15 protein-coding genes are annotated in these 15242 nt (G+C 39.7%); 11 read left to right on the forward strand and 4 right to left on the reverse strand.

From position 1 onward, the window contains the following. The first annotated feature begins 142 nt into the window (after positions 1–142). From M472_RS37340 to M472_RS45500, 7 genes are all read left to right on the forward strand, one after another. A complete protein-coding gene (locus tag M472_RS37340) occupies positions 143–721 on the forward strand; it encodes a LemA family protein (RefSeq protein ID WP_021071088.1) in 579 nt (192 codons plus the stop codon). 94 nt (positions 722–815) lie between these two features. Beyond that, complete coding sequence (locus M472_RS37345) at positions 816–1250, forward strand: TPM domain-containing protein (protein ID WP_021071089.1); 435 nt, start codon at positions 816–818, stop codon at positions 1248–1250. 123 nt (positions 1251–1373) lie between these two features. Continuing rightward, positions 1374–2201: a TPM domain-containing protein gene (locus M472_RS37350; RefSeq protein ID WP_021071090.1), complete on the forward strand. Its 828-nt coding sequence runs from the start codon at positions 1374–1376 to the stop codon at positions 2199–2201. Between the two features lie 37 nt (positions 2202–2238). Beyond that, a complete protein-coding gene (locus M472_RS37355; protein WP_235049513.1) occupies positions 2239–3366 on the forward strand; it encodes a TlpA disulfide reductase family protein in 1128 nt (375 codons plus the stop codon). Positions 3367–3699: 333 nt separating this feature from the next. Next, a complete protein-coding gene (locus M472_RS45495; protein ID WP_158499923.1) occupies positions 3700–3837 on the forward strand; it encodes a hypothetical protein in 138 nt (45 codons plus the stop codon). 17 nt (positions 3838–3854) lie between these two features. After that, complete coding sequence (locus M472_RS45000; protein ID WP_081643192.1) at positions 3855–4025, forward strand: class IIb bacteriocin, lactobin A/cerein 7B family; 171 nt, start codon at positions 3855–3857, stop codon at positions 4023–4025. Between the two features lie 17 nt (positions 4026–4042). Then, a complete protein-coding gene (locus M472_RS45500; protein WP_021071094.1) occupies positions 4043–4198 on the forward strand; it encodes a hypothetical protein in 156 nt (51 codons plus the stop codon). 430 nt (positions 4199–4628) lie between these two features. Here M472_RS45500 and mfd read toward each other — a convergent pair whose 3' ends face one another. Together mfd and M472_RS37375 are read right to left on the reverse strand one after the other, a co-directional pair. Then, positions 4629–7964 (reverse strand): transcription-repair coupling factor, encoded by a 3336-nt coding sequence (mfd, locus tag M472_RS37370; RefSeq protein WP_021071096.1) that lies wholly within the window; start codon positions 7962–7964, stop codon positions 4629–4631. Between the two features lie 40 nt (positions 7965–8004). Next, complete coding sequence (locus M472_RS37375; protein ID WP_021071097.1) at positions 8005–8556, reverse strand: hypothetical protein; 552 nt, start codon at positions 8554–8556, stop codon at positions 8005–8007. Positions 8557–8734: 178 nt separating this feature from the next. Here M472_RS37375 and M472_RS37380 point away from each other — a divergent pair, with 178 nt between their 5' ends. The 3 genes from M472_RS37380 (at position 8735) to M472_RS37390 (ending at position 11861) form a co-directional block, all read left to right on the forward strand. Further along, the gene (locus M472_RS37380) at positions 8735–10483 is read left to right on the forward strand and encodes a hypothetical protein (RefSeq protein WP_021071098.1); all 1749 of its coding nucleotides are present in this window, start codon (positions 8735–8737) and stop codon (positions 10481–10483) included. Between the two features lie 90 nt (positions 10484–10573). Further along, positions 10574–11440, forward strand: coding sequence for a helix-turn-helix domain-containing protein (locus tag M472_RS37385; protein ID WP_021071099.1), 867 nt, complete (start codon positions 10574–10576; stop codon positions 11438–11440). Continuing rightward, positions 11430–11861 carry a DUF983 domain-containing protein gene (locus tag M472_RS37390; protein WP_021071100.1) on the forward strand — a complete coding sequence of 144 codons (432 nt, stop codon included), beginning with the start codon at positions 11430–11432 and terminating at the stop codon, positions 11859–11861. The genes M472_RS37385 and M472_RS37390 overlap by 11 nt, the downstream gene beginning before the upstream one ends. A 55-nt stretch (positions 11862–11916) precedes the next feature. Here the strand turns inward: M472_RS37390 and galE are convergent, their stop codons facing one another. Further along, a complete protein-coding gene (gene galE, locus M472_RS37395; RefSeq protein ID WP_021071101.1) occupies positions 11917–12945 on the reverse strand; it encodes a UDP-glucose 4-epimerase GalE in 1029 nt (342 codons plus the stop codon). Continuing rightward, a complete protein-coding gene (locus M472_RS37400; RefSeq protein WP_031301865.1) occupies positions 12942–13904 on the reverse strand; it encodes a UDP-glucuronic acid decarboxylase family protein in 963 nt (320 codons plus the stop codon). The genes galE and M472_RS37400 overlap by 4 nt, the downstream gene beginning before the upstream one ends. A gap of 71 nt (positions 13905–13975) precedes the next feature. On the opposite strand from M472_RS37400, the gene M472_RS37405 reads away from it, so the two are divergent. After that, positions 13976–15229, forward strand: a complete 1254-nt coding sequence (locus M472_RS37405; RefSeq protein WP_021071103.1) for a 3-deoxy-D-manno-octulosonic acid transferase — start codon at positions 13976–13978, stop codon at positions 15227–15229. The last annotated feature ends 13 nt before the right edge of the window (positions 15230–15242 follow it).

Raw genomic sequence — 15242 nt, forward strand, 5'->3', positions numbered from 1 at the left:
TGTGTTAAGTTGGGTTTTTATCCCACAATCGAGTACAAAAGTAACAATTTGGCCGACATATATCGATATCAAAAAGTTGGCATTAGCTTTGTTTTTGAAAACTAATTTGTACTTTTAAGGAACTAGATTTAAAATAATTCATATGAATAGATTATTAATTGCAATTATCGGGTTGTTTACTGCGCTTTCTTTTAGTTCATGCGGTTATAATACCATGGTTTCTAAAGATGAAAATGTTAAAGCGAAATGGGCACAGGTTGAGAATGCTTACCAACGACGGGCTGATTTGATTCCAAATCTGGTTTCGACGGTCAAAGGTGCTGCACAACATGAACAGGGTACTTTGACTGCTGTGGTTGAAGCAAGGGCCAAGGCAACCTCTGTCAGCGTTAACCCTGAAAATCTGACAGAAGAATCTATTGCAGAGTTTCAAAAAACACAAGACGCATTGTCGCAATCTATCGGACGCTTATTGGTCAGTGTGGAGGCTTATCCTGATTTGAAAGCCAATCAGAGTTTCCAAGAATTGCAAGCCCAATTAGAAGGAACGGAAAACCGTATTTCTGTCGAGCGGAGGGCATATAATGAAGCTGTTCAGGATTATAATACGACGGTGAGAAGTTTTCCGAATAATATTGTAGCTGGAATGTTTGGTTTTAAATCAAAAGGAACATTTCAAGCTACAGAAGGTTCTGATAAAGCACCTACAGTATCTTTCTAATGTTTTATAAAAAACAATTATTGTTAAGATAAGGGAGGATGGGTATTGGTGTCCAGTACTCATCTTTTTTTTATAGATTTTAAACTGGCATCGCATGTCTATTTTAAATACAGAGGAACAAGAGCGGATAGCGCATGCTGTCAGTCTAGCTGAAAATAAAACTTCGGGGGAGATACGTATTGTGGTCGAGAATGTGGTAGGTGATGTTACTGTGCTTGAGAAGGCCTCACAGTATTTTCAAGAATTGGATATGCATAAGACAGTACTACGCAATGGCGTACTGATCTATGTAGCTGTTGTTGATCACCAATTTGCTATTATCGGTGATATTGGGATTAACACACGTGTGGACAAGGATTTCTGGGAAGCCACAAAAGAAAAGATGCTGATTCATTTTAGAACAGGAAATTTCTTTGCGGGCTTAGTTGAAGGGATAGATCAGGCTGGCGAGCAACTTCATCTTTTCTTTCCCAGACAGAAGGATGATATCAATGAACTGCCGAACGAAGTGTATTTTGGAAGGAATTAACCCTCCTTATTCTATTGGGGGTTCCTATCTAAATAGTCTCGAAAATAACGTGGGGACTGCTGTGGAGCTAGGCTCAAAGTATCTCTTTCTAGAGAAGATTATATATTCAAATAAGCGATTTCAATGAAAAATACCAGAAAAATCTTCTATTCGTTGATTTTAAATATGGTGGTTTTGTTTCTACTGTCTTTTGTTTATGCATCAGTAGCTATAGGCCAGGAATTTCCTTCGGTATCAAAAACATTGGTCACCGATTATACCAATACGCTGACTTCTTCCGAAATACAGGCTTTGGAACGTAAGCTTGTAGCATTTGATGACAGTACTTCTACGCAGATAGCGGTTGTATTGGTTAATTCGACCGGTGGATACGATATTGCTGACTATGCTGTTCGTTTAGCGCAAAAGTGGGGGGTAGGGAGCAAAAAATATAATAATGGCGTTATGTTGCTTGCAGCTATAGGCGATCGCGCTGTTACCATTCAGACAGGTTACGGTATAGAAGGGGCGATACCAGATGCTATTGCTTATCGAATCATTGAAAATGATATTAAGCCAGCCTTTCGTTCGGGTGATTACTACCAAGGATTGAATGAAGCAACCAGTTCTATTATTTCTTATACGAAAGGAGAATATAAAGCTGAGCCTAAGGCTTCGTCCGAATCGGGAGGGAGTCGTATTGGGGGGCTGTTTGTGATCATCGTTATTTTTATTATCATCTCCTTGATCTCTAAGGGAGGAGGGGGGCGTAATAAAGGACGACGGGTTATTGATGGCAAAGGGTCTTCTGATCTTTTCTGGTGGATGTTGTTAAATGGATTAGGTGGTTCCCGAGGTGGTTCAGACCGAGACGGAGGCTTTGGTGGCGGCTTCGGCGGCGGTAGTGGTGGTGGTTTTGGAGGTTTTGGCGGCGGAGGTTTTGGTGGAGGTGGCGCTAGTGGCCGTTGGTAATAGAATATAGAGTAAGTAAAGTTAATTAAATATAGATATGATGAAGAAAATGTTAATGTGTAGTATCGCTATGCTACCCGCAATGATTTTTGCGCAAGAACAATATACCATCAAAGGTAAAATCGGAAAATTTAATGCGCCTGCTAAGGTGTATATGCAATACAGAGACAATGGACAGGAAAAACTTGATTCAGCCTCTTTTACAAATGGAGAATTTAAGTTTAATAGTGTCGTCAATGAGCCTACACAGGCTTATTTGATCTTGTCTCCAGAAGGTAAGGCGCTACGGCAGTTACAGGCTCCAGATTTTGGCTCGTTATACCTTTCAAAAGGAGTGATATCTGTTGTTGGCAATTCGTTGAAGGAGGCCAAGGTCTCTGGGAATGCGATCAATGATGAATTTGCAAAATATCAGGCTGCCGGAAAAGATTTGGCTGAAGCTATGGATGCATTGAACAGTGAATTCTATGGAGCTAGTGATGAACAGAAAAGTGATGAGACATTCATTGCTTCTTTACAGCAGCGGGCACAAGATATTTATAAGAAACAAGAGCTCGTAGATAACGAGTACATCAAAGTAAACCCCAATAGTTATGTAACGCTTACGCTGTTGGATGAGAAAATAAGCCCTGAAAATGTACTTGACCTAGAGGCAAACTTCAACACTTTGTCGCCAGCACTGAAGGCAACAACAAAGGGCAAGGCCGTGAGTGCTAAAATCGAGTCCATGCGTAAATTAGCGGTAGGTATGCCTGCTCCAGACTTTACATTGCCTGATACTGCAGGGAATGATATTGCACTTTCTTCTTTGAAAGGCAAGTACGTACTTGTTGATTTTTGGGCTTCATGGTGTGGGCCTTGTCGCCATGAAAATCCATTTGTGGTAGCTGCTTATAATAAGTTTAAAGATAAAGGCTTTACCGTGTTTGGAGTGTCCTTGGATAATCCTGGAAAGAAAGATGCTTGGACGGCTGCGATCGAAGAAGATAAGCTGGGACAATGGCAGCATGTGTCGGACTTGAAGGGATGGAAATCAGCTGTTGTGGAGCTTTACGCTATTAACGGTATTCCTCAAAACTATCTGTTGGACAGAGATGGAAAGATTGTTGCATCCAATTTACGTGGAGAGGCTTTAGAAGCGAAACTGGCAGAACTGCTTAAATAAGATTCCTTAAATTGAAGAAAGGGCTGTCTCCTAATAATGGAGACAGCCTTTTTTTTGTTTAAACAGCAGCCTTTTGATTAAAAAGATTTTTACACTGCTTTTTTTGTGCATTCGGAGAATGGATCTTTGAATTAGAAATTGAGTTTGATAGATAAATAGTTGAAATGATGATACGTGATCAAAAAAATAGGTTGAACAGTCTGACAATAGTAGGTGAAGTTGTATGGTTTAAAAAATAATATTTCACTGCTTTTTTTGTGCATTGTGAGGAGATAATTTTGATGAAGAATAGTGATCAACAGAATAAATGATAATTATAAAAAAATAAATAGGATGGAAAGCTTAACAGAAAAGGAACTTTTAGAAATACAGGGAGGCTATAGTCTGGGTGTAAATTATATCTCGTGTGAGGTGATGATGGAAAGTGTCCATAGAGGAGGATACTCCGTTAAGGTAAATCAGAAAATTTAAACAACTAATATAAAAAAATGATGAATTTAAAATTAAATGATCTTGATGTCCAAGAGTTGGATTCGCAAGAAATGAAAATGGTTGATGGCGGTATTTGGCCAACAGTATTAGGTGGATTGTTGCTTTATGGCATAGTAAGTGCTATAGAGAATCCAAAAGAATTTCGTGACGGTTTTTTAGGAAGATAATTTAAATGAGACTTGAAATGGAAAATTTAAACGAACAAGAGATGATCAACTGCAACGGTGGTGATGCAGGATCAAAAGCAGGAGCTAAACTATTCGGTCGCGCAGTAGGCCTCGCTATCGGAGGACCGATTGCAGCAGCTTATTATGCTGGATGTGATTTAGGTTGGTGGTAGTATACTATAAAAGGACTGGATCTCTATGAGGTCCAGTCCTTTTTATTTTTTCAATATTAATAGAGGCGTGTTTACGAATGAAGTTTGATATTTATTTTTATAAAAGGCCACATACGTATATCATTGTATTACTTACGGTTTTCTATGCTTTAAATAGACATTTCATACGTCCTTATATTAGAGCTGAGTATCCTGATTGGGAAGTTTTACAGCTGATAATCAATTCGTTGCCTAATTTTTTAGGGTCTCTTATATTGTATATTTTTATTACACGTATTTTGATCGGATATAATGGACTAAGAGCCTCTTTGTTTATTGTAGGCTACTCCGTTTTCCATGAAGTCATAAATGTCTGGTTGGACAATATTCGATTCGACTGGAATGATATCATGGCAAGTATATTAGCTGTTATTGTTTCAGGGTTAATTGATTACACCATTTCCCTTAAAAGACTGAGCGCATAGTCTATCGTGTTAATATTGCTCAGTGCTATTCTTAACTGTCCCTTTACTTCTTTTAAGTTGCTGATGCTTGGGTGCTTTTGTACAAAAGCCAATACTTTACCAAACTGATTGGATTCAAAGTAAGCGGATTTAGGATTGTTGACAAAATACCCCTTGAGCGTCTGCTTTTTAAATGAAATCTTTTCGAAACCTATTTCTTTGCCAAGCCATTGTAATCGTAGCGTATTAAATAGCTCGAATACTGGAGGAGGAATAGGACCGAATCTATCTTCTAGCGCTTTTATAAATGTACCCAGCTGTGTTTCATTTTCTAGTTTGGCTATATCGTTATATAGATTGTAACGTTCGCTTATATTAGTCACATATTCGTCCGGTATCATTACTTCCAGGTCGGTGTCGATCTGCGTAAATGTCACATATTTCCGATTTTGTTCATCCTCGAAAAGCTCACTAAATTCATCTTCTTTAAGTTCTTGTACAGCTTCGTCCAAAATCTTATTGTACATTTCGAATCCTATTTCTGCAATAAAGCCAGATTGTTCACCGCCCAACAGATTACCTGATCCTCGTATATCGAGATCGCGCATTGCTACGTTGAACCCTGATCCTAACTCTGAGAACTCTTCAATGGCGGATAGACGTTTATAAGCCTCTGGTGTCAGGGTGGAAAGAGGAGGGCTGAGCAAGTAACAAAATGCTTTTTTATTGGATCGTCCCACACGGCCTCTCATCTGGTGCAGATCACTCAAGCCAAACATATGGGCGTGGTTGATGATAATTGTATTGGCATTGGGGATGTCCAAGCCTGCTTCGATGATGGTCGTTGCTACCAATACGTCAAAATCATGATTGATAAATTTTAGCATTACATCCTCTAGATCGTCGCCTTCGAGTTGTCCGTGTGCAACGCCAACTCGGGCTCCAGGGACTAGTTTTTGAATCATAGCCCCTAATTGTTTGAGATCCGCCACCCGGTTGTGTATAAAGAATACCTGTCCACCACGCTCTAACTCATAGGCTACGGCTTCTTTTATCAGGGTTTCGTTGAATACGTGCAACTCCGTCTGTACAGGCTGACGGTTCGGAGGGGGAGTCGAGATGATGCTTAAATCTCGAGCGCCCATAAGTGAAAAATGTAATGTGCGCGGTATTGGGGTAGCTGTCAATGTTAATGAATCGACATTCGCTCGCATAACTTTTAACTTTTCTTTTACGGATACCCCAAATTTCTGCTCTTCGTCAATAATCATAAGTCCCAAATCCTTAAATTTTACATCTTTACTAACAAGTCGATGTGTACCTATGATAATGTCAACTTTACCTTCTTCCAGTTTTTTTAACGTTTCTTTTATTTGTTTCGTTGTTTTAAATCGGTTGATGTAATCTATGTTGGCAGGAAGTCCTTTCAGACGTTCAGAGAATGTACGATAATGTTGTAGAGCGAGGATGGTTGTAGGAACCAACACGGCGACCTGTTTGCTGTCTGCAACAGCTTTAAAGGCTGCTCGAATAGCTACTTCTGTTTTACCGAACCCTACATCCCCACACACCAACCGATCCATCGGGTGAGGAGATTCCATGTCCCGTTTGACATCTGCAGTTGACTTCTCTTGGTCGGGGGTGTCTTCATAGATAAAGGAAGCTTCAAGCTCTTTCTGCAGGTAGGTGTCTGGACTGAATGCATTTCCAGTCTGCGCCTTACGAATCGCATAGAGTTTGATGAGATCTCTAGCGATGTCCTTAACTTTTTTCTTCGTTGTTTTTTTAAGCTTATCCCAAGTGTCTGTTCCTAGTTTATTCATCTTTGGGATAGCACCTTCTTTGCCTGAGTATTTAGAAATCCGATTTAAGGAGTTAATGTTGACATATAGCAAATCATTGTCTGCGTAGACTAGGCGTATCATTTCTTGAGATTTGCCATTTACATCTACTTTCTCAAGGCCTGCATATTTCCCTACGCCGTGGTCGATGTGAGTTATGTAATCTCCGGGTTTTAAGTCTCTCAGTTCTTTTAGGGTAATAGCCTGAGAACGCTCGTATCCCTTTTTTCGTTTGTACTTGTAGTATCTATCGAAGATCTGGTGATCTGTATAGCAGGCCAAGTGAGTCTGGTCATCCCGGAATCCCTCCCGAAGGCCCTTATAAATCGGGGTGAAAGAGATACTTTTGTCTATATCTTCTAAGATGGCATAGATCCGCTCGATCTGTTTGGTAGAGTCAGAGAAGATTAGATTCGTTATTTTTTTACGCTCATTTTCTTTGAAATTATGTATCAGGAGGTTGAAATCCTTATTGAAAGAAGGTTGAGGATGGGTGTCAAATTGGATAATATGATCCGCTTTAAAAAAATATTGTTTTCCAAATTCTACATTGGGGAATTCAAACAGTAAGGCACTGAAATTCTTGTCATCGGTAAAGGTAAATCGAGGATCCACCCATTCTGGGTTGTTTTTAACTTCTGTTTCAGAAAGTGCTTTCCAAAATTGAGAAGCTTTTTTATAGCCATTGGATATAATGTCTAGTGTGAATTGAACGTCTTTAATCCATACCACAGCTTCTTGCTCTATATATTCCAGTAAGGATATGTGGTTGTTCGCCAGGAATTTTGCTTGAACGTTGGGAACAATTGTCACCGTATGTATCTTGTTGACGGATAACTGAGTTTCGATGTCAAAAGTTCGGATGCTTTCTATTTCATCTCCAAAAAACTCAATCCGATAAGGTAGATCATTGGAAAAGGAAAAGATATCTACGATACCTCCTCGGATAGCAAATTGTCCCGGTTCATAGACAAAGTCTACACGTTCGAAATCATATTCATATAGGAATTCATTAATGAAATCTATGCCCAATTTGGTGTTTTGGGTGATAGGGAGTGTGTTTTTTTCGAGATCTGCACGGTTTATCACTTTTTCAGCAATAGCCTCAGGATAGGTCACTACCATCTTGGGGAGTCCTGTGTTGCGATTTAATGAACTCAACGTTTCGGCACGTTGTAGGACGTGGGCGCTATCGAGCTGTGTGAATTCAAATGCTTTTCGGTAAGAAGCCGGGAAGAATAGAATCTGCTGATCGAATAAACTTTCTAGATCACTCAAAAAGTAAGAGGCATCTTCATGAGTGGGTAAAATAAATACATAGGGTCTTTCATCCTCTCCATATGCAGCAGCTGCTATTATTGCATCGGCTGAACCAATCAATCCTTTTAAATGGATTTTTGGGTTTTTCTGCCTAAGCGATTGTACAAATGTAGTTAGCTGTTCTGTTTTTGCGTATTGTGATAAGATTTCTTGGATACCCACGGAATAATATTTTTTGTAAAAATAAGAATTTTTGACAGGTTTAAAATGTGGTACTGTCTAATCTTTCCTTTATTTCCTCTAAAAGAGAGGTCTGTTCCTGCAGATCAAACTGTAAGTCTTCATGCAATGAACCAATATTGTTAAATGTTGTTTTGATGCGAGCTGTTATATATTTATGCAGTTTACCCGCAGCCTGAATAGGGCTTTTCTCATACAGTAGTGGGTAGTTTTGGTAGGGATAAATGAGCATAAAAAGACGACATTCAACGGTGCTAAATTTGTCTTTGGTTACTTTCTCATGTTCGTTGATCAACCCACTTGCCTGTCTTAATATATTATTTAAAGCCTTGTAATTGGCAAATGTCGGGCTATTGGACACTTTTCGGATCGTATCCTGAAATAGACTCTCGAGGTTTTTCTTTAAGTTCTCAATTCTATCTTCGAGATCATCCTCATTCTCCAAGAGCTGATAATGCAGCTGTTTCAGTAGCATTTTGTCTTTATTAATGAGGCGTACCAAAAGTTTGTCTTTCTCTTTTTGCGAAAGGTTAAGTACAGCGGATTTGAGTTCAGGGTCTTGATGTAAGGACATGACGTAAATTTAAGGAATGTAAATGAAATTAACTTGTTCAAAGTAGTAAGCTCGTAAGAGTAGAGGCTGGCATGTTGACTTTTTTTAGGCTCCATTCGTGAATTACAGGCTTTTTATCTATGTTTGAATGAAATAAAATTCCAACCTATTTGTAGCATAATGTTGAAAATAAAGACGGATGCAGCGTAACATATTTCTATTTAATCTTTTTGTACTTTTTTTAATCGCAGCACTGTTTTCTTCGTGTAACGGATTCTCGAGCAAACGGGAAAAAGTTGAGTATAGCGAATCATTGGTAAGGTTTATTCAATCGAAAACGCAGGGTCTAGCGATCGATAGTTTGGAGGCTCTAGATTTTAAGCGGTCTGTGACCGAATCTGATAATAAGGACTCATCTAGCTTGGTTGCCTACTATTGCGTGTTGGGCGATATCTCTGCAAAATATTATGATCGCTTAAACCCTCATAGCGAGGCTTACTACGATAGAGCTCTAGAGCTTGCGAGTAAGGAAAATTTACAGATCATGAAAGTATGGAGCCTAGTTAGCTATGCTTACTATTTTTATACGTTCAGGCAGGCGGAGAGAGCTTTGCCTCTGTTTATGGAAGCAACTTTTCTGATTGATACGTTGGGGGAAGAGTCTGTCATTTTACCCGAGGATACCTTTAAAAAATTAGGATTCTTTTTTGGCACTATAGGAAACTATGAAGATGCGATTTCTTATTTAGAGAAAGGGGAACGATATGCGACAATATTGGAACCTCAGGAGCGCGGCATGTTGCTGGACAATCTGGGACAATACCATTTGTATAATCGGGATACCAGTACTGCGCTTGAGAGTTTTTTGCAGGCAGAATCCTTAGCTCTGCAGGCTAAGGATTATGTTAGATATGGTAAAATTTTAGGGAATATAGCTTTGGTACACCTGGGGCGGGGGAACTATAAGGAGGCTCTATCTCTTGTGGATAGGGACTTACTTTACTCGGAGGCGGCCAATAGCGCTCAGAATACGATGTATGCTCAGATTCTGAAGGCTAAAATTCTTTTAAAGATGGATAGTGTTGCGCAGGCTTCGGAGATGTTGAGCAAGGCAGAACGATATGCTGATTCGAAGATTTACCTGAAGAAGGATGTCCTCAGAATAAGCCGCTTGAAATTGGAGATTGCACTTCGGGAAAAGGATGAACAGCAAGAATTGTTAGTACGACGTAAGTTGGAACTCTTAGAGGGACTGGTAGCGGATTTGGATGGTGAGATGACGCTGCTGCAAAGTAAATGGCAGGTAGATAAAGAAAAAAAGCAAAGGGAATTGTTGGGGTTAGCGTCTGATTATCAGGTGGAGCGCTATAGAAGGGTGGTTCTGAGTGGTGTGGTCGTCTTGGTAATATTGGCGGTTTTTATTGTTTTTTCTTATTTCAAACGTTTGTCAAGGAATCGGGAATTAAGGTATGAAAAAATGGTGGTCGAGCTGCAGTTAAAGAAAATTGCAGTCGATAAGAAGTTGTCAACAGCTAATGATACATTAGGGGCCTATAAAGAGTATCTCACAGAAAAAAACAAGCAAATAGATAATCTGCAACGAACGATTCACCGAATTAATGATTCTAAATCTTATTATTTAGAAAAGGAAAAGGGATTGTTGCAGGAGATTTTAGACTCCCATCTTCTAACAGAGGAAAACTGGGCGAGCTTTAGGAGATCGTTTGATGCCCAGTATCCTAATTTTTATTTAAACTTGAAGCATGATTTTCCAGAATTGACGGACTCTAATATGCGTTATATCATTTTAACCAAGCTGGGGCTCTCTGTAACAGAAATCTCTAATCTATTAGGGATTTCGACAGAATCTGTCAAAAAGAGTAGACAACGGCTAAAGAAAAAAATGGGAGATCGTTTTAGAGAATTTGAACAGGCTATACATCAATAGTTTTCTGGTGGATATGCTATATAACTGAAAAGTACCATTTAATAGCTTGATTGCACCATTGATAATGGTGTTATTAGTGTATTTTTGTATATGGTTGGGCGAGTACCTATAATTGAGCAATGCACGGTGTCAAGTGGGGTGAATAATGATGTCACAGTCGAAAAATTAAGCGACTATTTGGTGCGTAATGAAAATCTGGTTTTTCCGCACCGACACAATTTTTACCATTTTCTGTTGTTTACTGCGGGTAGTGGACAACATACTATCGATTTTGAAGCTTTTGATATTGAATCCTGGCAGATTTATTTTATGTCTCCTGGTCAAATTCACACCTGGAGTTTTGAAGGAGATATGGAGGGGTATGTCGTTAATTTCAATAAGGATCTTTTTAAGACGTTACTGATAAATCCAGACTACTTATCCCATTTCTCTTTTTTTTCGGGAGTCGTAAAAGACGAGGTTTTTGTTGTCGATATAGATAAGCAGAAAATAGTGGAGGATGTATTGGAAAAAATGCGTCATCATCAGAATGATAAAGGGTTTATCTCCACTTCGCTGCTGTATTTGTTTCATCTGTTGGAGGCAGGAAGAGAACGTAATACGACTTTTGAAGCGAATCGATATAATCATACGCTGTTGAGAAATTTTTTACAGCTTATAGAATTGAATTATAGAAAACTCAGGTTGCCTAAGGATTATGCTTCTTTGTTGTATATTACACCTAATCATCTAAATGCATTGTGTAAAGAGTTGCTGGGGATGTCGGCGGGGGAGGTTATACGGGATCGGGTGATTTTGGAGGCAAAACGTCTGCTTGTTATACGAGATTTTTCAATAGCTGAGATTGCTTATGAATTGAACTTCAATGATAATTCTTATTTTACGAAGTTCTTTAAAAAAATTGAAGGAATGACTCCTGAAGAGTTTAGAAAGAAAAATTATAATTATGGAAAATAATAAAGAAATAACAAAAGAATATACTTTTCCTGGTGAATTTAAAAGTGCAATAGATGGGAAGTGCCCACGTTGTCGGAAGGGAAATATGTTTAATGCACCTTTGTTTAGTTTCAAGTCGCGTAAGATGAAGAGTCACTGTCCACACTGTGGATTGAAGTTTGAAAAAGAGCCCGGGTATTTTTACGTAGCGATGTATGTGAGTTATGCTTTTGTTGTTGCTGAACTAGTGACAGCTTGCGTTGCTACCTATATTTTTACACATAATCTAGAGTCTCCATGGCTGTACCTTACGGTAGCTATACTGGCAGCCTTTATTATGGCTCCGTTTAATTATCGTTATTCAAGAGTGGTGCTGATGTACTGGTTGACACCCCAATTTAAATTTAGAGAAGAATTTTTTTTACGGGAGAAACCGGAATAGATTATATGGATAAAATACGGTCCTCCTTCTATACTTATAAAGGAGGACCGTATTTTTATAGAATAGGGTTGTCTTTTAGATATTTTTCCCAAGCCCATGCAGAAGCCATCATTTCGTCTATACCTAATTCGGCGGTCCAGTTGAGTTCTTTAGAGGATTTGGACACATCGCCCCAAACTTTTATGATATCACCTTCTCTTCGTGGACCAAATGCATAGTTTAACTTTTGTCCAGCAGCTTTTTCAAACGCCGAAATAGCTTCTAATACAGAATAACCATTTCCTGTACCAATATTGAAAACATCGTATCTTCCGTTGGGGTTTCCTTTTTCCAATAGGTTGATTGCTGCTACGTGTGCTTTGGCAAGATCTACAACATGGATATAGTCACGTATACAAGATCCATCAGGGGTATCGTAGTCGTTGCCAAATACGGTTAATTTTTCACGTTTTCCAATGGCTGTCTGGGTGATAAATGGAAGTAAATTCTGTGGTACTCCGTTGGGCAGCTCACCGATCAGTGCGGAGTCATGTGCACCGACTGGATTGAAATAACGCAGGGCGATAATATTGTAGTTGTCATAAGCGAGTGCTGTCTCTGACAGTATTTCTTCTGCTATCTGTTTGGTATTGCCATAGGGTGAAGTTGCTTTCTTTACAGGTGCACTTTCTGTGACTGGCAGTGTGTCGGGCTCACCGTACACCGTACAACTCGAAGAGAAAACAAAATTCACGGGTGTATCTCTATAGGAATTTAGCAGATTGAGTAAGGAGAAAAAATTGTTGTGATAGTATTTCAGTGGATCTGCAACAGACTCTCCTACGGCCTTGGATGCAGCAAAGTGTATAACGCCAGTTATTCCGGATTGGCTGCGCACGAATTCCCGTGTTTTACTTTCATTACAAAGATCAAGCTGGTGAAACTCTGGACGTACACCGACGATACGTTCAATCTGATCTAGAATTTTGATGTTCGAATTGGAGAGGTTGTCTACAATGACAGGAGTATATCCGGAGTTGAAAAGCTCGACCACGGTGTGAGAACCTATATATCCCGTACCTCCTGTTACTAATATTTTGTTCATATGTTTTGATTTGTGTTTTCTATAGCGTAAAGGTCTTTAAAATATTTTATCGATTTGATAAGGCCCGCTTCGAGGCTTATTTTTGGTTTCCAATCCAAGATTGTGGTTGCTAGATCAATGTCTGGACGGCGGCGTTTTGGATCGTCTTCTGGAAGGGGTTCAAGTTTTATTTTAGAGCTACTTCCCGTCAGGCTTATGATTTTCTGAGCCAGATTCAATATAGTGAGCTCCTCTGGATTGCCTATGTTCATAGGATAGGTGTAGGGGGAGAATAAAAGCCTATAAATTCCTTCCACCTGATCCGATATGTAACAAAACGAACGGGTCTGTTCTCCAGTTCCGAATACGGTAATATCTTCTCCTCGGAGTGCCTGGCCAATAAAAGAGGGCAATGCCCGGCCATCATTGGGGCGCATGCGGGGACCGTATGTGTTAAATATGCGTACAATACGGGTGTCTAGTCCGTGGAAGTTGTGATAAGCCATCGTAATGGCTTCTTGGAATCTCTTCGCTTCATCATAGACACCGCGAGGGCCTACAGGGTTGACATTGCCCCAATACTGTTCGGATTGAGGAGATACCAAGGGGTCTCCATATACTTCCGAGGTGGAAGCGACAAGAATACGCGCTTTCTTGTCTTTTGCCAAGCCCAGGAGATTGTGTGTGCCCAGGGATCCGACCTTGAGGGTCTGTATCGGTATACGTAAATAATCGATAGGGCTCGCAGGTGAAGCAAAGTGCAGTATATAGTCCAGTGGTCCAGGGACATGGACGAACTTAGATACATCATGGTGTAGGAAATCAAAGTTTTCTAGACCAAATAGATGTTCTATGTTATGAAGGCTGCCTGTTATCAGATTGTCCATGGCAATGACATGGAATCCTTCTTGTATAAAGCGGTCACAAAGATGGGACCCCAAAAAACCAGCTGCCCCTGTTATCAGTATTCTTTTTCGCACGTTCACCTGCACGTTGTTTCGAATTAGAAAAGGTTTAATATCTTTGACGAAGATAAGTATTATTTCACAATATGCGATTGTTGTACGACTTGGGGATTGGACTTTATACCTTGCTTTTGCGGGTTGTTTCGTTATTTCACCCCAAAGCCAAGCTATGGATAGATGGTCGAAAAGGCGGGGTAGCTGAGATAGAACAAACGATTGAAAAGGGTCATCGTTATATATGGTTCCATTTTGCTTCTCTGGGCGAGTTTGAGCAAGGACGGTCTGTCTTGGAGCAGATAAAAAAAAGTTTTCCACAGGAAAAAATTATAATAACATTCTTCTCCCCATCGGGATTTGAAATAAGGAAAAATACGAATCTGGCGGAGTATGTGTTTTATCTCCCGGTAGATACCAAGCATAATGCTCGCCGTTTTATTGAGGCTATTCAGCCAAAGTTTGCGGTTTTTACGAAATACGAATATTGGTATCACTATTTCAACGAACTGAAGAAGCAAGATATTCGATTATTGATGATTTCTGCAATTTTCAGAGAACAGCAACTTTTTTTTAAACCTTATGGAGGTTTCTATAGGGATATTTTGAAGAAAGTTGCATTTTTCTTTACACAGAATATGGATTCTGTCCATATGCTGAAATGGATTGGTATTACCAATGCAGGGCTAGCTGGGGATACGCGTTTTGATAGAGTGGTAGAGCTCCCAAAAGTGCATCAGGAAAATCCTATTGTGTCCGCTTTCCTGAACGGACAGTATGCAGTTGTTGCTGGAAGTACTTGGCAAAGGGATGAAGAGCTCTTACAGCAATTGATTATAAAAGCAGAAAAGTGGCGCTTGATCTTGGCTCCGCACGAAATACATGATGCGCATATTGCTGAGATTAAGAAGTTGTTTCCAAAAAGTATCCTTTATTCCCAATTTTCCGCTTATCGTTTGGAGGAGGTGCGTGAGGCCAGGGTGTTGGTCATTGATAACATAGGTATGTTGTCTTCGTTGTACCATTATGCAGATGTCGCTTATATTGGAGGTGGTTTTGGAGCGGGTATCCACAATACATTAGAAGCTGTAGCTTATGGTAAGCCGGTTATCTTCGGCCCGAAATACGAGAAGTTTCAGGAAGCTGTGGATCTGGTTACTTTAATGATAGGTTTTTCTATTTCTAATGATGCTGAGTTGCAGGAGGTGTTTGTGGCGCTCCAAGATGTAGAGAAAAGATGTGAAATAGGGACTGCAGCATTGGATTATGTGAAACAACGTGCTGGCGCTACCCAGATTATTATGAAGTATCTGGAGACAGAAGGGCTTTTGACGAAGTCTCTCTAAAAAGAAGAGGCTG

It is taken from the genome of Sphingobacterium paucimobilis HER1398, assembly GCF_000416985.1.
In the GTDB taxonomy this organism is placed as follows: Bacteria; Bacteroidota; Bacteroidia; order Sphingobacteriales; family Sphingobacteriaceae; genus Sphingobacterium; species Sphingobacterium paucimobilis.